We start from the raw sequence: 17,946 nt of genomic DNA, 5'->3' as shown, positions 1-17,946 counted from the left end.
ATAAGCGCGGCTACCGGAAGACCACGATTTCCTCATGGGTCCCTGACATTCCGCTGTGAGGCTGACGCCATGAGCACAACCCGATCGGGTGGCCGGCGCCGGTGGGTGTGGCTGGTTGTCACCGCCGTCGTCCTGGTCCTGCTGGGCGCCACGGCGTTCTTCGTCGTCCGGCACGGGCGCGGCACCGCCGCCACCGCCGCGCCGCCGCCCGCGGTGACGACCGTCGCCGTCCGCAAGACGGACCTGGCGAACACGCAGTCCTTCACCGGCACCCTCGGCTTCGGCACGCCACAGCCGTTGAAGGGCACCGGCGCCGGCACCGTGACGAAGCTGCCCGCGATCGGGGACGTCGCCCAGCGCGGCAAGGCGCTGTACTCCGTGGACGGTCACCCGGTGCCGGTGTTCTTCGGCGACACGCCGTTGTTCCGCAAGCTCGACAACCCGGACCTCGCCGGACCGGACGTCACGATGGTCGCCGCCAACCTGGCCGCGCTGGGGTACAAAGTCGGGCACCCGAAGACGTTCACGTTCGCCGATGTCCTGAAGAAGTGGCAGAAGAAGTCCGGTCTGGACGAGACGGGCACGCTCGACGTCGGCCAGGTCGCGGTGCTGACCGGCCCGGTGCGGGTCAACTCGGTGACCGCGCAGCCCGGCGACCCGGTCGCGGAACCCCTGCTCACGGTGACGTCCACGACGAAGGTGGTCGTCGCGCCGGTGGACGCCTCGGACGTCGCGGCGATCAAGACCGGCGCCGCCGTCTCGGTGGTCCGACCCGACGGCAAGAGCGTCCCGGCGAAGGTGACGTCGGTCAGCACGGACGTCGCGGAGGGACAGGGACCGCCCAAGGTGAACGTCATGGTCACCCCCGACGACCCGCAGTCCGTCGCGGATCTCGACTCCGCGGCGGTGCAGGTGCGGATCGCGACCGAGACCCACGCGGGGGTGCTCGCGGTCCCGGTCGGCGCGCTGATCGCGTTGCGCGAAGGCGGGTACGCCGTGCAGCTGCCGGACGGGACGCTGAAAGCCGTCGAGACCGGGATGTTCGCGCGCGACCTCGTCGAGGTTCGCGGCGCGGGCGTCACCGAAGGCCTGAAGGTGGTGACGACGTCGTGACGCCGGTGCTGGCCCTGCGCGGAGTGAGCAAGCGCTATCCCGGCGACGTCGTCGCGCTCGACGACGTCACGCTGACCGTGTCCGACGGCGAACTGCTGGCCATCGCCGGGCCGTCCGGCTCCGGCAAGTCGACGCTGCTGCACATCGCCGGGACACTCGACCTGCCGACGTCGGGAACGGTCGAACTCGACGGCGAAGACGTCACGCGGCTGAGCGACCGGCACCTGTCGGCGTTGCGTGGAAGGCGGCTGGGGTTCGTGTTCCAGCAGTTCCACCTGACCGACGGACTGTCCGCTGTGGACAACGTGACGACCGGCCTGCTGTACGCGGGTGTCCCCCGCCGGCAGCGCCGGCCGCTGGCGCTGGACGCGCTCGGCCGGGTCGGGCTCGCGCACCGCGTCGAGCACCGGCCACACGAGCTGTCCGGCGGTGAACGCCAGCGCGTCGCGATCGCCCGCGCCGTCGTCAACGACCCGGCGCTGGTGCTGGCCGACGAGCCGACCGGCGCGCTGGACACCGCCAACGGCGAGGCCGTGCTGGACCTGCTGACCGGTCTGCACGCCGACGGCACCACGATCGCGGTCATCACGCACGACCGGGACATCGCGGCGCGGCTGCCCCGGCGGGTCGAGTTCCGTGACGGCCGGATCGTGCGGGATTCGGCGTGAAAGCGGCGCGGCTTTCCTTGGTGGACGTGCTTTCCCTGGGCCTGCTCGGCATCCGGACGCGGCGGCTGCGGGCGGCGTTGTCCGCGCTCGGGATCGCGCTGGGCATCGCGACGATGATCGTGGTCACCGGCATCCCGGCGTCGAGCCAGGCGGCGTTGCTGGACAAGCTGACGGCGCTGGGCACGAACATGCTCCGCGCCGAGCCGCAGCCGAACCAGACGCCGCCGGTCGTGCTGCCGGAGTCCGCGCTGGGCAGCGTCGGGCGGATCGGCCCGGTGACCACGGCGGCGGCCGTCGCGAACACCCACGCCGTCGTCCGCCGGTCCGACCGCACGGACCCGCAGGACGGCTCGGGCCTTTCGGTGCTGGCCGCGTCGCCGGGGTTGCTGGCGGCGTTGAACGGGAGTGTCCAATCAGGACGGTTTGACGCTTCGGACCTGCCCGAGGTCACGCTGGGGTACGTGGCCGCGTCCCGGCTCGGCATCCCTTCCCTGGTCCCGGGTCAGGCGCCGCCGGTCGTGATGATCGGGACGACCTGGTACACGGTCACGGGTGTGCTCGCGCCGATGCCGCTGGCGCCGGACGTCGAACGCGCGGTCCTCGTCGGCTGGGGCTCGGCGAAACGGTTCCTGGCGTTCGACGGCCACCCAACCGTGATCTACGTGAAGTCCCGCGAGGACGCGATCGGCGACGTCCGCGCGGTGCTGCCGGCGACGCTCAACCCGGAGCTGCCCGGCCTGGTCCAGGTGTCCCGGCCGTCGGACGCGCTGGCGGCGAAACAGGCGACGCAGACGGCGTTCTCCGCACTGTTCCTGGGTTTGGCCGGCGTCGCGCTGCTGGTCGGCGGGGTCGGTGTGGCCAACACGATGTTCATCTCGGTGCTGGAACGCCGTCGCGAGATCGGCCTGCGCCGCGCGTTGGGCGCGACGCGCGGCCAGATCCGCGACCAGTTCCTGACCGAGGCCGTGGCATTGTCCGGCCTCGGCGGCATCGCCGGGACGTCGGTGGGCGTGCTGGTCACGCTGGGATACGCGACATACCAAGGGTGGCCGCCGGTGATCCCGCCGTTGTCCGTGGCGGGCGGGGTGCTCGGCGCGCTGGTCGTCGGCGTGGCGGCGGGCCTGCACCCGTCGCTGCGCGCCGCCCGGATGCCGCCGACGCAGGCGCTGGCGTGAGTCGCTCACGCCGTCCTGACGAGTTCCTGAAAAGCGCCGGTCATGCTCTGCTCATGGCACTTCGTTTCCTCGCTGGTCTCGCTTTGCTCCTCGGCTTGGCCGCGTGCTCGTCCCCGCCACCCGCGGCTCCTCAGGTGGCTTCGCTTTCCACGCCCGCGGCTACGTCGGCGACTTCCGCACCGCCGTCGACGGACGCGGACGGCGGCCGCCCCCGCCACCGCGTCGACGAGACGGCGGAGGAGTCCCAGCGGCTGATCGAGCCGTGGCGCACGTGCATGAAGGACCACGACGCGGACGTCGACACGCAGCCGAACAGCATCGAGGGCGCGGAGAAGTGGAGCGCGGACCACAAAGCCGCGGGTGACGCGTGCCGCGCGAAGCTGCCGCTGCTGCCGTGGGGCATGGACCGCGACAACCCGGCGTACCAGGACAACATGCACAAGTGGGTGCAGTGCATGAACGACAAGGGCATGCACGTGGTGGAGACCCCGGACAACGACGAGTCCCCGTGGACGTACGGAAGCGACACCCAACCGCCGAACGCGGACAAGATCGAACACGACTGCGAAGTCTCGATCCTCGGCCCGAGTGACAAGTAGAGTTCGCCCATTCGGCCGTGTGACATCCCGATAGGCTTTCGTCCCGTGTCCGTGCCGAGCCAGATCCCCGCCGACGTCGCCGAGCTCACCGTCCCGGCGGACCAGGGCCCCGACGAGCTGGTCGAAGAGCTGTACGCCCGGATCCCGGGCCTGGCCGAGCAGGTGCTGGTCAGGTTCGAGGATCGGCTGGACAGAGGCATCAGCCACGCCGCCGATCGTGAAACGGCGCGCACGAAGATCAAGGACCGCGTGACCGAGGACGCGGCGACCTTCCTCAGCGAAACCAACGAGCAGATCTCCCGGTTGCGCCAGGCCCGCCGGGACCTGGCCGCGCACGAACGGCGGCCGGCTCCCTCGGCCCCGCAGCTGCCGGACGCACGGGACAAACGCGCCCACGCCGGTCTGGGTCTGGTCTTCGGCACCGGCGTGCTTGTCCCCCTGGTCTTCTGGCAGCTGCTCCAGGCGCCGATGAGCACGTCCGGGCACGTCTGGACCTCGGTGGCGGTCGTGGTGGCCGGCGTCCTCCTGATGTGGCCGGCGAGCCGGGTCGTGGTGCGGGCCGGGCGAAGGCTCACCGGCGGGAAGATGCTCGACGGCGGCGGCTGGCTGCTCGTGCTCGGTGTTCCCACGACGTACGCGCTGTCCCTCTGGCGGCTCTGGACGTCGTCGGCCGAGGGCATGGGCCCGGTCCTGGCGGTCGTGGTCTGGTTCGTCGTGGCGCTGCTGGTCTGGTTCGTGGTCTTCGTCCTCTACGCCGTCGTCAACCAGCCCGCCAAGAGAAAGCCGCAGGCGAGCTGCCTGGCGGTGGCCGTCGTCCGCCGGGAGCTGCTCGTCACGGTCGTCGTGGCCGTGCTCCTGGCTCCGGTGCTGACCGGCGTCGTCCCGGTGCCATGGCCCGCGTGGGTCATCTGGCTGGCGCTGGACGCGCTCCTGCTCGCGGGGACGACGCTCGGCGGACCGCTGTCGCTCCTGGCACCGCTCGCCTTGTCGGACGACGTCGCGCGGTACGGCAGCCGGGCGTGGGAACGGCGCCGCGACGAGCTACGGAACCTGCAGGAGGCCGCCGATCAGGCGTGGTCGGAGGCGGCCGCGGCACCCGTCGAGCGCAGCGTGCGGCACCACCTCAACGCCGTCCTGGAGCCGCCGTTCAGCACGGAGCTGCCGGAGCTCGAGCGCGGCTCGCTCGGCCAGATGCGGGCCGGTGACCGGGTGGTCACGGACACGGCGGCCGGTGTCCGGCTGAAGTCGCTCCTGGCGGGGATCAGCGGCGGCGCGGTCGGCATGGCCGGGCCGCGCGGCGTCGGGAAGTCCACCCTGCTGGAGGCCTACCAGGCCGGGCAGCTCCTGAAGACCGGCGGTGTGCACGTCGCGCTCCTCGAAAGCGTCCCGGTGCGCTACGACGTCCGCGAGTTCACGCTGTACCTCTACGCCCGGATGTGCGCGGCGGTGATCGACTTCTGCGCCGGCCGGGCCACGACGAGCCCGAAGCCGCCCAGTGCCTGGCCGGCCCGCCGTGCCCGGCTTCGCCGGCTGTGGCCGTTCGCCGCGGTGGTGGTGGCGTGGCTCGGGCTGGGCCTCGCCGGCACGTTCGCCCTGCGCGACCCGAAGTTCGACTTCCGGGTGTGGCTCACCTCGATGTGGTGGCCGGTGGTGTCCGTGGTCGCGGTGGCCGGGCTGGCCGCGATGGCCGCCCGCCGCCGTCCCGGCTCGGCCGCCACCACACCGCCGGCCGAGCACGCCGGGACGCGGCCCGGCAGCCTGGCCGAGCTGCGGATGATCGCCACCCACCGGCTCGCCGAGATCGAGTTCCAGCAGAAGCACACCGCGGGCTGGTCGGGCAAGGCCGGCCTGCCGATCGGCGTCGAGGCGACCACCACCAGGTCGCGGGAGACGACCCGGCAGCCGCGCACGTACCCGGAGATCATCCGCGGGTTCCGCGACTTCCTCGACCTGACGATCACGTGCGTCGCCCGGGAGCCGGAGGTCTCGCGGCCGGCGGTGGTCATCATCCTCGACGAGCTGGACAAGATCGTCGCCCCCGACGCGGCCCAAGACTTCGTCAACGAAGTGAAGGCGCTGCTGACCCTCGACGTCCCGGGCTTCCTGCTCCTCGTCTCCGTGTCGGAGGACGCCCTGGCCTCGTTCGAGCGGCGGGGCCTGCCGGTGCGGGACGCGTTTGACAGCGCCTTCGACGTCATCTTCCGCGTGGAGTACCTCAAGCTGGGCGACGCGCGGCAGGTGCTGACCGGCCGCGTCCTCGGCCTGCCCGAGCCGTTCATCTGCCTGTGCCACTGCCTGGCCGGCGGGCTGCCGCGGGAGCTCATCCGCGTCGCGCGGCAGGTGGTCGGCGACAGCGGTTCCCTCGACCGCGTCACGCGCCGGCTCGTCGAGCAGGACCTCCTGGAGAAACGCGGCGCCCTGCGCACGGTCGTGACCCGCGGCGCGTACGACGAGGTCCTCGTCAGCGACCTGGTCCGCCACATCGACGCGCACGCCGTCGCCGAGCCGGCGAAACTGCTGCACGCGGCCGCGCACCCGCCGGTCGCGGGCGGGCGGACGCCGGAAACGGCCGAGCTGCACCGGCTGCAGCTCGAAACCCTGGGGTACCTCTACTACCTGGGCACGATCCTGGAGGTCTTCGGCCCCGCCTTCAGCCCGCGGTCCCTCGACCTCGGCCGCACCGAAGGTGACACGTCCTTCGACACCCTCACCTCGGTGCGCCAGCTGTTCCCGGTGAACGCCCGGCTCGCCTGGCTCACCATCAGCGCCTTCCGCGAGGCGTGGCACCTGGAGACCGTCCGGCCGCCGGGCGACGACGACCGTCCACAAGCGACTGGCGGCTAGCTCTCCGCGAGGTCCCGCAGCGCCGGCAGCAGGGAGCGAAGGGCGCGGCCGCGATGGGAGACGGCGTCCTTTTCGGACGGCTCCATCTCCGCCGACGTCCGGGTCCCGCCGTCCGGGCGGAAGATCGGGTCGTAGCCGAAACCGTTGGTGCCACGGCGTTCCCGGACCATGGTGCCGCGCCACTCGCCGCGGACCACCGTCTCCTCACCCGACGTCAAAACCAACGCCGCCGCGCAGACGAACTGCGCTCCGCGGCGTTCGTCCGGGACGTCGCCGAGCTGGGCCAATACCAGGTTCAGGTTGGCGTCGTCGTCGCCGTGGCCGCCCGACCAGCGGGCCGAGAGCACACCCGGCATGCCGTTCAACGCGTCGATCGCGATGCCCGAGTCGTCCGCGATCGCGGGCAGGCCACACGCCGCCACGGCGTCACGTGCCTTCGCGACGGCGTTGCCCTCGAAGTCCGGCGCGGTTTCGGGGGCTTCGGGGAACGGTTCGACGTCCGCGAGACCGAGGACCTCGATGCCGGAGATGCCCTCGGCGAGCAGGATCCGGCGAAGCTCGCCGAGCTTCTTCGCGTTGCGCGTGGCGAGAAGCAGCTTCGTCACTTCGAGCCCTTCTTCTTGTCCGGACGCGGCTCCGGCAGCTCGCCCGGGTACGGCAGCGCCAGCGCCTCGTTCTGCAGGCGGGTCAGCTCTTCGCAGCCGGCCTGCGCCAGGTCCAGCATCTTGTCCAAAGTGGACCGAGCGAAGGTGGCGCCCTCGCCGGTGCCCTGGACCTCGACCAGCGTGCCCGCGTCCGTGGCCACCACGTTCATGTCGACCTCGGCGCGCGAGTCCTCTTCGTACGGCAGGTCGAGGCGCACCCGGCCGTCGACGACGCCGACGCTCACCGCGGCCACCGAGGACGACAGCGGCTGCGGGTCGTTGAGCCGGTTCGCCGCGGCCAGCCAGGTGATCGCGTCCGCGAGGGCCACGTAACCACCGGTCACCGCGGCCGTGCGGGTGCCGCCGTCGGCCTGGATGACGTCGCAGTCGATGACGATCGTGTTCTCGCCCAGCGCGGCCAGGTCGATGCAGGCCCGCAGCGAACGGCCGATCAGCCGCGAGATCTCGTGCGTGCGCCCGCCGATGCGGCCCTTGACCGATTCACGGTCGCCGCGCGTGTTCGTCGCGGACGGCAGCATCGCGTACTCGGCCGTCACCCAGCCGAGGCCGGAACCGGCCCGCCAGCGCGGCACCCCTTCGGTGACACTCGCGGCGCACAGCACCCGCGTGTTGCCGAATTCGATCAACACCGACCCCGCGGGCCACTGCTGGAACCCCCGGGTGATCTTGATGTCGCGGAGCTGGTCGTCGTTCCTGCCATCTTTTCGAGCCACGAAGAGCACTCTAGGACCGCGCCGCTCACACGTCGTAGACGGCACCCTGCTTGACGACCTCGGCCCCGGCGAACTCGGCCGCGGCCTCGGCCAGCACGGCACCGGGGTCCGTCCACGGCGCGATGTGCGTCAGCAGCAGGCGTCCGACACCGGCGTCGCGCGCCAGCTCGCCCGCCTGCTTGCCGGACAGGTGCACCCCGGCCGGGCGCTCCGCCGAGTCCGTCCAGGACGCCTCGGCGAGCAGCAGGTCGACGCCGTCGGCGAGCTCGTTCAGCGCCCGGCACGGGCCGGTGTCGCCGGTGAAGGCGAGGATCCGGCCGCCGTAGGAGATGCGCAGGCCGAACGCCGGGGTCGGGTGGTCGACCTCGACCGCGACCACCTCGAACGGCCCGATCCGGAACGGCTCGGAGCGCAGCGGGTGGAAGGCGTAGACGTCGGAGAGGTCCGTGCCGGCCCGCTCGGTCTCGTTGGGCGCGTACGCGTTCGCGAGCCGGACCGGCGCGTCGTCCGGCGCGTACAGCGGCAGCAGGCGCGGGCGGGCCGGGTACGGCGGCGCCGGGTGGTAGCGGCGCAGGACGGTGAGCGCGCTGACGTCGGCGCAGTGATCGGGATGCAGGTGGGTGAGCACGAGCGCGCCGAGGTCGAACGGATCGGCCACGGCCTGCAGCTGCGCCAGCGTGCCGTTGCCCAGTTCGAGGCCGAGCAGGAAGCCCTCGGCCTCGACCAGGTAACCGGACGCGGCCGCGTTCGGCCCGGGGATGCTGCCGGAGCACCCGAGGATGGTCAGTCGCACTTCGCCACCCTAAGCGCCCGAAGGTGTGATCACGCGGTGGTGGGAGCGAGGACACCCGGGGCAAAACCCATGAACCGCTGGGCGAGCCGGGTGAACGGCTCGGCCGAGCCGGTGGCCAGGAACTCGTGCCGGGGCGCGGTCTCCCTGGTCGTCAGCAGGTCCCGCTCGGTGAGCACGCGGACGAGGTCCTTCGCGGTCTCGTCGGCGCTGCTCACCAGGGTGACCTCCTGGCCCATGACGATCTGCAGCACGCCCTGCAGCAGCGGGTAGTGCGTGCAGCCGAGCACGAGCGTGTCGACCTCGGCGTCCAGCAACGGCTCCAGGTAGCCCTGGGCCAGCCCGAGCACCTGCCGCCCGGAGGTGATGCCGCGCTCGACGAAGTCCACGAACCGCGGGCAGGCGACGCTGGTGAGCGTGATGCCCGGCGCCGCGGCGAAGGCGTCTTCGTAGGCCCGCGACCGCACGGTGCCCTCGGTGCCGATCACGCCGACCCGCCCGGTGTGCGTCGCGATGACGGCGCGGCGGGCGGCGGGCAGGACGACCTCGATGACCGGGACGTCGTAGCGCTCGCGGGCGTCGCGCAGGCAGGCCGCGGACGCCGTGTTGCAGGCGATCACCAAGGCCTTCACGCCGCTCTCGACGATCTCGTCGAGCGCCGCGAGCGCGTAGCTGCGGGCGGTGGCGATCGGGAGCGGGCCGTACGGGTTGTGCGCCGTGTCGCCGACGTAGCGCATCTGTTCGGCGGGCAGCTGCTCGAGGATCGCCCGCGCGACCGTCAACCCGCCGACGCCGGAATCGAACACACCGATCGGGGCATCAGCGAGCGGCAGGGTCACACGTCGAGGCTACCCGTGGCCGCCGGAGCGGGTTTGCGGGACTTCCCCGTGCGGCCGGTCAGCCACGCCGCCAGGACGCCGGCCAGCGCGCCGAAGACGTGCCCCTGCCAGGAGACGCCGGTGTTGCCGGGCAGCAGGCCCAGCAGCATCCCGCTCCAGATGCCCAGCAGCACGACGGCGACCAGGATCTGCCCGGCCGCGCGGTTGAAGATGCCGCGGACCAGCAGGTAGGCGAGCCAGCCGAAGGCCAGCCCGGACGCCCCGACCGTGACCGTGTTGGCCGGCCCGATCAGCCAGACGCCGAGCCCGGACACGAGCCAGATGATGCCCGTGACCAGCGCGAACCGGCCGATCCCGGCGGCCATCGCGAGGAAGGAGAACAGCAGCACCGGCACCGTGTTGGCGAACAGGTGCGACCAGCCGGCGTGCAGCACGGGCGCGAACAGCACGCCGTCCAGGCCGGACAGCTCACGCGAGTGGATGCCGCCCTGGTCCAGGTCGCCGGGCAGGATCACGTCGGCCAGCTCGACCAGGTAGAGCAGCAGGGTGAAGGACAACGCGACGAGCGCGGCCGCCTTCGGTTTCGGCGGCAGCACGCGCTTGCGGGCGTCGGTTTCCGGGTCCGGGGTCACAGGCAAGGTGCTCACGTCCTCGACGCTACGTCAGGGCCCGGCGGGTCCGCCTCGGGTGAAATCCCTGATCCGGGGGTTTCTCGCCGCCCGCGATGATCGCCGGTACGGCCGGATCGCCGGTTTTTGTCGGTGCCTGCCGCTAGCGTTCGCGCCATGGATGTCACCGGATATCTGGAGCGGCTCGGCCTCGACGCGGAGCCGCCGGGCGTGGCCGCGCTGGGGCGGCTGCACGCGGCGCACGTCGAGCGCGTGCCGTACGAGGCGCTGGAGATCACCCTCGGCCGGCCGACGCCGCTGGAGCCGTCGGCGTCGCTCGCGCGGATCCTGCGCGGCCGCGGCGGCTACTGCTACCACCTCAACGGCGCGTTTTCGGCGCTGCTGGGCGAACTCGGCTACGCCGTCACCCGGCACCTCGGCGGGGTGCAGGGCGGCGCGGCCGACGCGCCGAACGTGGACCGGAACCACCTGGCGCTGACCGTCACGGGCCTGCCGGAGGACCCGTCGGCGACCTGGCTGGTGGACGCCGGGCTGGGTGACGGCATCCACGAGCCGCTCCCCCTACGGGAAGGCACCTACACGCAGGGTCCGCACACCTACCGGCTGCGGCCGTCGGAGGTGGCGCCGGGCGGCTGGCGGTTCGACCACGACCCGTCGGGCAGCTTCGCCGGCTTCGACTTCGCGCCGGGCGTCGCCGAGATGGCCGACTTCGCCGAGAAGCACGCGTGGCTGTCGACGGCACCGGAGTCGGGGTTCGTGCGGGTCTGCGTCATCCAGCGGCGGGACGCGGCGGGCGTCGACACCCTGCGCGCGCTGACGCTGAACCGCCACGGCGCCAAGGAACTCGTCGAGTCACCCGAAGCCTGGTGGACGGCGGCGGGCGACATCTTCGGGATCCCGTCGGCGGCTTTCACGGCCGAGGAGCGCGACCGGTTGTGGCGCGTCGTCGTCGCCCAGCACGAGGCCCACGTGAGCGGCGGGCCGGTGGTCGCCGTGTGACTCAAGCGGGCAGCGGGGCCTTGCCGAGGGCGTAGTCGACGGCGGCCTCGGCGTGCAGCCGGGTCGTCGGGAACGTCGGCACCGCGCTGTCCTCGGGACCCACCAGCAGCTCGATCTCCGTGCAGCCGTAGATGACGCCTTCGGCACCGGCCTCGACGAGCCGCGCGATCACGCCCCGGTAGGCCTCGCGCGACTCCGGCTTCACGACGCCGAGCACCAGTTCGTCGTAGATCACGCGGTGCACCAGGTCGCGGTCCTCGGCGCTGGGCACGAGCACGTCAAGGCCGTGTGCGGCGAGCCGGTCGCGGTAGAACGGCTGGCTCATGGTGAACCCGGTCCCGAGCAGGCCGACCCGGCGGATCCCGGCGGCCCGGACGGCGGCCGCCGTCGCGTCGGCGAGGTGCAGCAGCGGGATGCCCAGGCCGTCGGTCAGCCGCTCGGCGACCTTGTGCATGGTGTTGGTGCAGAGCACGACGAAGTCGGCACCGGCCGCCTCGAGCGCGCGAGCCGCGCGGTTCAGCTCCGCACCCGCGTCGTCCCAGCGGCCCTCGGCCTGCATCGCCTCGATCGCGGCGAAGTCCACCGAATACAGCACGGTGTGCGCGGAGTGGAAGCCACCGAGAACGTCCTTCACCCGTTCGTTTACCAGTCGGTAGTACTCGATGGACGACTCCCAGCTCATCCCGCCCAGCAGCCCGATGACCTTCATGCTGTTCAGCATGCCCGAAACGAGAGTCCGCACCACGTTCGCCGGCGTGTCCAACGTCCTGATCAGCGACGGGACGTCGGCCATCCTCGTCGACGGCTTCTTCTCGCGGCCGTCGCTGCTGAAGCTGGCCACCCGGGTCTCGCCGTCTCGAAGCCGGATCGACGAGTGCCTGCGCCGGCTGGAAGTCACGAAGCTGGACGCGGTCCTGGTGGCGCACTCCCACGTGGACCACGTCCTGGACGCGCCGGTGGTCGCCCAGCGGACCGGCGCCACGCTCTGCGGCTCACCGTCGACGCGCCGGGTCCAGGAGAGCTACGGCCTCGCCGCCGAGCCGTTCCACGAGCTGGTGCCGGGCGAGCCGGTGAAGTTCGGCGAGTTCACGGTGACCGGCGTCGACGCCCGGCACAGCGACGGCGACCGGGTACCGGGTGAGATCACCGAGCCGGTCCGCGTACCGGCGAAGGCGAGCGCGTTCAAGACCGGGCGCTGCTACTCGTTCCACGTCGCGCACCCCGCCGGGAACATCCTGGTCCACCCGTCGGCGAACTTCGTGCCGGGCGCCCTGGCCGGCTACGCGGCGGACGTCGTCTACCTCGGCGCCGGAGCGGCCGGGAAGCAGTCCGAGGCGTGGCGGGAGGAGTACTGGCGCGAGACGGTCGGCGTGCTCGGGCCGAAGGTCGTCCGCCCGGTGCACTGGGACGCCTTCTGGCGGCCGCTGTCCAAGCCGTTGAAGCTGCTCCCGAAGCTGGTCGACGACCTGGCCACGACGATGGCCACGTTCAAGCGGCTCGCCGCCGAAGACGACGTCGACCTGGCTCTGCCGGAGCTCTGGAAGACCGAGTGACTCAGGCCCAGAGCTGCCCGTCGAGCCGCTCGGCGGCCTCGTCCAGCGAGCCCGCGTAAGCCCCCGTCGACAGGTACTTCCAGCCGGCGTCGGCGACGACGAACGCCACGTCGGCGGGCTTGCCGGCGGCCACGGCCTTCTCGGCGACGGCCAAGGCCGCGTGCAGCACCGCGCCCGTCGAGATGCCCGCGAAGATGCCTTCGTGCTCCAGCAGCTCCCGCGTCCGGCGCAGCGCGTCGTACGCGCCGACGGAGTACCGGCCGTTGAGCACGCTGGGGTCGTACAGCTCCGGCACGAACCCCTCGTCGAGGTTGCGCAGGCCGTAGACCAGCTCGCCGTAGCGCGGTTCGGCCGCGATGATCTGGACGTCCGGCTTCGCCTCGTGCAGGTACCGCCCGCAGCCGACGAGCGTGCCGGTGGTGCCGAGGCCGCCGACGAAGTGCGTCAGCGTCGGCAGGTCCTTGAGCAGCTCGGGGCCGGTGCCGCGGTAGTGCGCCTCGGCGTTGGCCGGGTTGCCGTACTGGTACAGCATCACCCACTCGGGGTTCGCCGCGGACAGCTCCTTCGCCCGCCGGACGGCCTCGTTCGAGCCGCCCGCGGCCGGGGAGAACACGATCCGCGCGCCGTAGGCCTGCAGCAGCTGCTTGCGCTCGGTCGAGGTGTTCTCCGGCATCACGCAGACCAGCCCGTAGCCCTTGAGCTTGGCGGCCATGGCCAGCGAGATGCCGGTGTTGCCGGACGTCGGCTCCAGGATCGTGGAGCCGCGCCGCAGCTTGCCTTCACGCTCGGCGGCTTCGATCATGGCCAGCGCGGGGCGGTCCTTGATCGAGCCGGTCGGGTTGCGGTCCTCCAGCTTCGCCCACAGGCGCACGTCGTGCGTCGGCGAGAGCCGGGGCAACCCGACCAGCGGGGTGCCGCCGAGCGCGTCGAGCAGGGACTCGAAGCGAGCCATCGATCAGCCACCGGCCACGGCGGGGAGGATGGTCAGGGTGTCGCCGTCCTTGACCTCGGCCTCGAGCCCGCCGGCGAAGCGCACGTCCTCGTCGTTGACGTAGACGTTGATGAAGCGGTGCAGCTTCTCCTCCTTGACCAGGCGCGCCTTGAGGCCGGCGTGCCGGGACTCGACGTCGTCGATGACCTGCAGGACGGTCGCGCCCTTCGCCTCGACGGACTTCTCGCCGCCGGTGTGGGTGCGCAGGATCGTCGGGATGGAGACGGTCACGGCCATGGGTTCTTACCTCCGGTGGGTTCCTACACGCAGACGCCTGCGGCGCGCGGTTTGTTCCGAACAGCTCAGCCGACGATCTCGACCGGCTCCTCGGTGATCTCGGCGTCCACGATCCGGTACGACCGGAACTCGTGCACTTCGGGGTCCCGGGTCGAGACCAGCACGTAGTGCGCGCCGGGCTCGGCCGCGATCGACGCGTCGGTCCGCGACGGGTACGCCTCGGTCGCGGTGTGCGAGTGGTAGATGACCACCGGCTCTTCGTCGTTGGCGCCCATCTCGCGGTAGAGCTTCAGCAGGTCACCCGAGTCGAACTCGTAGAACGTCGGGGACCGCGCCGCGTTGAGCATCGGGATGAACCGCTCGGGCACATCGGACCCCTCCGCACCGGCGATCACCCCGCACGCCTCGTCGGGATGGTCACGGCGGGCATGGGCGACGATCTCGTCGACGAGTTCACGGCGGATCCGGAGCACACCGTCATCTTAGGTGGTGGACACAAGCTGTCCAGACTCTGAGATATACCGCTCATCAGAGGTTCCTGGGACACTTCCAGGGTGCCATTGCCGGCGAAAGCCCGTGAACGCTGCCGCGAGTTCCTCGAGGACGGCGAGCGGATCCAGTACCTGATCCCGGGCATCTCGCTCTACATCCGCGGGATCCGCACCCGGGCCGCGTTCTTCGTCGTCGTCACCGACCGGAGCATCACGGTGCTCTACGGCGGCCGCTTCCGGCGCTACACGCCGAAGGACGTCTACGACCGGCTGCCCCGGCGCACCGAGATCGGCCCGGTCGAGGTCCACCCCTCGCTCGGCCCGGTCCTCACCGTCGCCGAGCTGCAGCTGGAGATCGACGAGGAGTACGTGAGCGCCGTCCGCGCCGCCAACCTCGAAGTGCGCCGCGACGGCCTGCCCGAGGACCCGCACCCGGACCTCTAGGCGAACGCCTCCGGCCAGACCTCGCGGTAGGCCGGCATCCCGCCGGCCGTGGTCGCGGCCAGCAGGCCGTGCACCATCGCCCGCGCGAACACCCGCGCCGCCGCCGAGCAGAGCGCGTCCAGCGCCGCCGGACGGACCGCGGGGTGACTCGCCTCCGGCAGTTCCCGCGCGCCGGTGGCCAGCGCGAACACCGTGTCTCCGTCGAACATCGTGTGTGCCGGGCGGACCGCGCGCGCCAGCCCGTCCTGCGCCGCGACGGCGAGCCGCCGGGCTTCGGCCTTCGACAGCGCGGCGTCGACCGCGACCACGCCGATCGTCGTGTTCAGGTCGGTCCGGCGCGACGGCAGCTCAACAGCCCGCGAAGGCCAGGTCACGCCGAAGTCGCCGTGGTCGGCCGCGTACGCCCGGCCCGTCGAGAGGTCGACGGCCTCGCCCGCTGCGTTGAGCGCGGCCACGGCCCCGACCGTGAACTCGCCGACGACCTCGCTGGCCGTGCCGATGCCGCCCTTCAGCGACCCGACGGCCGCGCCCGCACCGGCGCCGACCGTGCCCTGCGCCACCGGGCCCGCGGCCGCCGCGGCGCAGGCCGCGTAGCCGAAGGACGCGTCGGGCCGGTTGCCCCACTCGCCGCGCGGCAGGTCGAACAGCACCGCCGCGGGCACGATCGGGACGACTTCGTGCGGCTTGGTGCCCACCGGGAAGCCCAGATTCCGCTCCGCGAGCCACCGCATGACGCCGTCGGCCGCGGCCAGCCCGTACGCCGACCCGCCCGAGAGGCAGACGGCGTTCACGCGCTCGACCAGGTTCTCCGGCTCCAGCAGGTTCGTCTCACGCGTCCCGGGCGCGCCGCCGCGCTGGTCCACGGCGCCGACCGCGCCGTCCGGCACGAGCACCACCGTCGTCCCGGTCGCCCAGCCGTCCCCGACCCGCTCGTGGTGCCCGACCAGCACGCCGGGGACGTCGGTGATCATCCGGCCAGTGCCTGGATCAGCGTCTCCTGCACCCAGGTCAGCCAGTGGTAGACGCCCAGGTGCGGCGCCCGCGGGTCGTCCTCGGGCAGCTCGTCGGGCATGTCCTCGGTGACGTCGAGCGCGGTGCCCAGGGCCAGCCGGACGTCGTTGAGCGCGCCCAGCCAGGCGTCGGCCTGCTCTTCGGTCAGCCGGACGTTGCCGCCGTCGCGCGGCAGCGTGTCGAGCACGATCTTGGCCACGCCGACCTTGATGTCGAGCAGCTCCGGCTCGTGCAGCGAGCGCATCGCCGCGGCCGAGTCGAGGTCCTCGCGGGTCGGGTTGTCCGGGTCGAGCCGGTGGAAGTCGGGCAGCAGCCGCGAGAGCACCGGGTCGTCCGGCGACTCGGTCGGGCCGGTGCGGATGCCGGTCAGCTCGGCGAGCTCGTCCTGCGGCGCCTCCTCGGCGCGCGCGGTGAGCATGTCCTCGAGCTGGCTGACCAGGCCGCGCAGCACGGCCGCTTCCTGCTGCTCGAACCCGGCGTGGATGACCGCGCCCTTGCGCCGCCAACCGTTCACGACTTCTGCTCCATGGTGGCCCACAGGCCCGCCGCGTGGAGTTTCGCCACGTCCACCTCCACCTTTTCCTTGCTGCCCGACGACACGATCGCCTTGCCCTTGTGGTGCACGTCCAGCATCAGCTTGGTGGCGTGGTCGCGGCTGTACCCGAACAGCTTCTGGAAGACGTACGTCACGTACGACATCAGGTTGACGGGGTCGTTCCACACCACGGTCCGCCACGGTGTGTCCGACTCGGCGACCTCGGCACCGGCCGGCTCGACCTGCGTCTGCTCGGCTGCGACAGGCGTGGACATGCACCCCATGGTGTCACGGGGTCGACAGGGCACGCCGCGCCAGGTCCGGCCATGTGGGTGAATAGGCTGACCCCATGGGTTCACCGGAGCCGGCCACGACCAGCACTGCGCTGCTCACCGACCACTACGAGCTGACCATGCTGGGCAGCGCGCTCGCCGACGGCACGGCGGAGCGCCCCTGCGTGTTCGAGGTGTTCGCCCGGCGCTTGCCGGACGGCCGCCGTTACGGCGTCGTCGCGGGCACCGCCCGGGTGCTCGACGCGATCGCGGACTTCCGCTTCACCGACGCCGAGCTGGCGCAGCTGGAGGCCACCGCGGTGGTCGACGACACGACGCTGGCCTGGCTCGCGGACTACGAGTTCGCCGGCGACCTCGACGGCTACGCCGAGGGTGAGCTGTACTTCCCCGGCTCGCCGATCCTCACGCTCGCCGGCTCGTTCGCCGAGTGCGTCCTGCTCGAGACGCTGGTGCTGTCGATCCTCAACCACGACAGCGCCATCGCGTCGGCCGCGGCCCGCATGTCGGGCGCCGCGCACGGCCGCCCGATCATCGAGATGGGCGGGCGCCGTACGCACGAGTGGGCCGCCGTCGCGGCCGCGCGCGCCTCCTACCTGGCCGGCTTCGCGACGACGTCCAACCTCGAGGCCGGCCGCCGCTACGGCATCCCGACCCGCGGCACCGTCGCGCACGCCTTCACGCTGCTGCACGACAGCGAGGAAGAGGCCTTCCGCTCGCAGGTCGGCAAGATGGGCGCGGACACGACGCTGCTGGTCGACACCTACGACATCACCGCCGGCATCGAGACCGCGGTGCGCGTCGCCGGCCCGGAGCTCGGCGCGATCCGGATCGACTCCGGCGACGTCGGCCCGCTCGCCCGCCGCGCCCGCGAGCAGCTGGACTCACTCGGCGCGAAGGACACCCGGATCGTCGTCTCCGGCGACCTCGACGAGCACGCGATCGCCGCGCTGCGGGCCGAGCCGGTGGACGCGTACGGCGTCGGCACCTCGGTCGTCACCGGGTCCGGCGCGCCGACCGCCGGCATGGTCTACAAGCTGGTCGAGGTGGACGGCAAGCCGGTCGCCAAGCGCAGCGCGCACAAGGAGTCCCGGGGCGGGCGCAAGTCCGCGCTGCGGCGCCACCGCGGCACCGGCACGGCCGTCGAAGAGGTCGTCTGGACGGCGGGGACCACGCCCGAGCCGGAGCCGAACGACCGGCCGCTGCAGCTGCCGCTGATCCGTGGCGGCCGCGTCGAGCCGGATCTGCCTACCCTGGACGACGCCAGGCAGCGGTTGCGCCGCGGCCTGGTCAGCCTGCCGTGGGAGGGCCTGAAGCTCTCGCACGGCGAGCCCGCAATCCCGACGCTCTTCCTCTGAAC

The 17,946-nt window shown here is 72.2% G+C and carries 21 protein-coding genes; 9 read left to right on the top strand and 12 right to left on the bottom strand.

The features are described from left to right. Positions 1-69: 69 nt before the first annotated feature. From OG570_RS19960 to OG570_RS19940, 5 genes are all read left to right on the top strand, one after another. Complete coding sequence (locus OG570_RS19960; protein ID WP_326958284.1) at positions 70-1,113, top strand: HlyD family efflux transporter periplasmic adaptor subunit; 1,044 nt, start codon at positions 70-72, stop codon at positions 1,111-1,113. Beyond that, the gene (locus tag OG570_RS19955; RefSeq protein WP_326958282.1) at positions 1,110-1,781 is read left to right on the top strand and encodes an ABC transporter ATP-binding protein; all 672 of its coding nucleotides are present in this window, start codon (positions 1,110-1,112) and stop codon (positions 1,779-1,781) included. Before OG570_RS19960 ends, OG570_RS19955 begins: the two co-directional genes overlap by 4 nt. Then, positions 1,778-2,956, top strand: coding sequence for an ABC transporter permease (locus OG570_RS19950; protein WP_326958280.1), 1,179 nt, complete (start codon positions 1,778-1,780; stop codon positions 2,954-2,956). The genes OG570_RS19955 and OG570_RS19950 overlap by 4 nt, the downstream gene beginning before the upstream one ends. A gap of 134 nt (positions 2,957-3,090) precedes the next feature. Beyond that, positions 3,091-3,555 (top strand): hypothetical protein, encoded by a 465-nt coding sequence (locus tag OG570_RS19945; RefSeq protein WP_326944081.1) that lies wholly within the window; start codon positions 3,091-3,093, stop codon positions 3,553-3,555. A gap of 45 nt (positions 3,556-3,600) precedes the next feature. Then, positions 3,601-6,399 carry a transcriptional regulator gene (locus OG570_RS19940; protein ID WP_326958278.1) on the top strand — a complete coding sequence of 933 codons (2,799 nt, stop codon included), beginning with the start codon at positions 3,601-3,603 and terminating at the stop codon, positions 6,397-6,399. Here OG570_RS19940 and rdgB read toward each other — a convergent pair. From rdgB to OG570_RS19915, 5 genes are read right to left on the bottom strand one after another with little or no spacing between them, the layout of a single operon-like run. Then, on the bottom strand, positions 6,396-7,004 hold the full coding sequence (gene rdgB / locus OG570_RS19935; protein ID WP_326958276.1) for an RdgB/HAM1 family non-canonical purine NTP pyrophosphatase: 609 nt from the start codon (positions 7,002-7,004) through the stop codon (positions 6,396-6,398). The two genes, OG570_RS19940 and rdgB, sit on opposite strands and share 4 nt — an antisense overlap. Continuing rightward, a complete protein-coding gene (rph, locus tag OG570_RS19930; protein ID WP_247056988.1) occupies positions 7,001-7,777 on the bottom strand; it encodes a ribonuclease PH in 777 nt (258 codons plus the stop codon). The genes rdgB and rph overlap by 4 nt, the downstream gene beginning before the upstream one ends. Before the next feature lie 25 nt (positions 7,778-7,802). Then, positions 7,803-8,570 carry an MBL fold metallo-hydrolase gene (locus OG570_RS19925; protein WP_247056990.1) on the bottom strand — a complete coding sequence of 256 codons (768 nt, stop codon included), beginning with the start codon at positions 8,568-8,570 and terminating at the stop codon, positions 7,803-7,805. 29 nt (positions 8,571-8,599) lie between these two features. Further along, complete coding sequence (gene murI, locus OG570_RS19920) at positions 8,600-9,406, bottom strand: glutamate racemase (protein ID WP_326958274.1); 807 nt, start codon at positions 9,404-9,406, stop codon at positions 8,600-8,602. Further along, positions 9,403-10,053, bottom strand: coding sequence for a rhomboid family intramembrane serine protease (locus OG570_RS19915; protein WP_326958272.1), 651 nt, complete (start codon positions 10,051-10,053; stop codon positions 9,403-9,405). The genes murI and OG570_RS19915 overlap by 4 nt, the downstream gene beginning before the upstream one ends. A 138-nt stretch (positions 10,054-10,191) precedes the next feature. On the opposite strand from OG570_RS19915, the gene OG570_RS19910 reads away from it, so the two are divergent. Then, positions 10,192-11,034 (top strand): arylamine N-acetyltransferase family protein, encoded by an 843-nt coding sequence (locus tag OG570_RS19910; protein WP_326958270.1) that lies wholly within the window; start codon positions 10,192-10,194, stop codon positions 11,032-11,034. Between the two features lies 1 nt (position 11,035). Here OG570_RS19910 and OG570_RS19905 read toward each other — a convergent pair whose 3' ends face one another. Then, complete coding sequence (locus OG570_RS19905) at positions 11,036-11,743, bottom strand: aspartate/glutamate racemase family protein (protein ID WP_326951646.1); 708 nt, start codon at positions 11,741-11,743, stop codon at positions 11,036-11,038. Between the two features lie 10 nt (positions 11,744-11,753). On the opposite strand from OG570_RS19905, the gene OG570_RS19900 reads away from it, so the two are divergent. Then, a complete protein-coding gene (locus tag OG570_RS19900; RefSeq protein ID WP_326958268.1) occupies positions 11,754-12,587 on the top strand; it encodes an MBL fold metallo-hydrolase in 834 nt (277 codons plus the stop codon). 1 nt (position 12,588) lies between these two features. Here the strand turns inward: OG570_RS19900 and OG570_RS19895 are convergent, their stop codons facing one another. From OG570_RS19895 to OG570_RS19885, 3 genes are all read right to left on the bottom strand, one after another. Further along, entirely contained in the window at positions 12,589-13,539 is a 951-nt protein-coding gene (locus OG570_RS19895; RefSeq protein WP_247056997.1) for a PLP-dependent cysteine synthase family protein, read from the bottom strand. Positions 13,540-13,542: 3 nt separating this feature from the next. Beyond that, positions 13,543-13,815, bottom strand: a complete 273-nt coding sequence (locus OG570_RS19890) for a MoaD/ThiS family protein (protein WP_247056999.1) — start codon at positions 13,813-13,815, stop codon at positions 13,543-13,545. Between the two features lie 65 nt (positions 13,816-13,880). Next, positions 13,881-14,288 (bottom strand): M67 family metallopeptidase, encoded by a 408-nt coding sequence (locus tag OG570_RS19885; protein ID WP_326944089.1) that lies wholly within the window; start codon positions 14,286-14,288, stop codon positions 13,881-13,883. Between the two features lie 81 nt (positions 14,289-14,369). Between OG570_RS19885 and OG570_RS19880 the strand changes: the two genes are divergently transcribed. Continuing rightward, positions 14,370-14,750: a hypothetical protein gene (locus OG570_RS19880; RefSeq protein WP_326944090.1), complete on the top strand. Its 381-nt coding sequence runs from the start codon at positions 14,370-14,372 to the stop codon at positions 14,748-14,750. Here OG570_RS19880 and OG570_RS19875 read toward each other — a convergent pair. Genes OG570_RS19875 through clpS form a run of 3 tightly spaced genes read right to left on the bottom strand, consistent with a single transcriptional unit; the run spans position 14,747 to position 16,571 of the window. Next, complete coding sequence (locus OG570_RS19875) at positions 14,747-15,721, bottom strand: P1 family peptidase (RefSeq protein ID WP_326958266.1); 975 nt, start codon at positions 15,719-15,721, stop codon at positions 14,747-14,749. The two genes, OG570_RS19880 and OG570_RS19875, sit on opposite strands and share 4 nt — an antisense overlap. Then, on the bottom strand, positions 15,718-16,275 hold the full coding sequence (locus tag OG570_RS19870; RefSeq protein WP_247057007.1) for a DUF2017 domain-containing protein: 558 nt from the start codon (positions 16,273-16,275) through the stop codon (positions 15,718-15,720). Before OG570_RS19870 ends, OG570_RS19875 begins: the two co-directional genes overlap by 4 nt. Continuing rightward, positions 16,272-16,571, bottom strand: coding sequence for an ATP-dependent Clp protease adapter ClpS (clpS, locus tag OG570_RS19865; RefSeq protein ID WP_247057009.1), 300 nt, complete (start codon positions 16,569-16,571; stop codon positions 16,272-16,274). Before clpS ends, OG570_RS19870 begins: the two co-directional genes overlap by 4 nt. Before the next feature lie 74 nt (positions 16,572-16,645). On the opposite strand from clpS, the gene OG570_RS19860 reads away from it, so the two are divergent. After that, a complete protein-coding gene (locus OG570_RS19860; protein WP_247057011.1) occupies positions 16,646-17,944 on the top strand; it encodes a nicotinate phosphoribosyltransferase in 1,299 nt (432 codons plus the stop codon). The last annotated feature ends 2 nt before the right edge of the window (positions 17,945-17,946 follow it).

The sequence above is a fragment of the Amycolatopsis sp. NBC_01286 genome, from assembly GCF_035982555.1.
GTDB lineage: Bacteria > Actinomycetota > Actinomycetes > Mycobacteriales > Pseudonocardiaceae > Amycolatopsis.
Note: the sequence above shows the minus strand (reverse complement) of the source record. Positions and strands in the feature narration are given on the sequence as shown.

Coding starts and splice junctions, on each gene's coding strand:
- OG570_RS19960 (WP_326958284.1), top strand. CDS start 70: ATGAGCACAACCCGATCGGGTGGCCGGCGCCGGTGGGTGTGGCTGGTT.
- OG570_RS19910 (WP_326958270.1), top strand. CDS start 10,192: ATGGATGTCACCGGATATCTGGAGCGGCTCGGCCTCGACGCGGAGCCG.
- OG570_RS19905 (WP_326951646.1), bottom strand. CDS start 11,743: ATGAAGGTCATCGGGCTGCTGGGCGGGATGAGCTGGGAGTCGTCCATC.
- OG570_RS19900 (WP_326958268.1), top strand. CDS start 11,754: ATGCCCGAAACGAGAGTCCGCACCACGTTCGCCGGCGTGTCCAACGTC.
- OG570_RS19895 (WP_247056997.1), bottom strand. CDS start 13,539: ATGGCTCGCTTCGAGTCCCTGCTCGACGCGCTCGGCGGCACCCCGCTG.
- OG570_RS19890 (WP_247056999.1), bottom strand. CDS start 13,815: ATGGCCGTGACCGTCTCCATCCCGACGATCCTGCGCACCCACACCGGC.
- OG570_RS19875 (WP_326958266.1), bottom strand. CDS start 15,721: ATGATCACCGACGTCCCCGGCGTGCTGGTCGGGCACCACGAGCGGGTC.
- clpS (WP_247057009.1), bottom strand. CDS start 16,571: ATGTCCACGCCTGTCGCAGCCGAGCAGACGCAGGTCGAGCCGGCCGGT.
- OG570_RS19860 (WP_247057011.1), top strand. CDS start 16,646: ATGGGTTCACCGGAGCCGGCCACGACCAGCACTGCGCTGCTCACCGAC.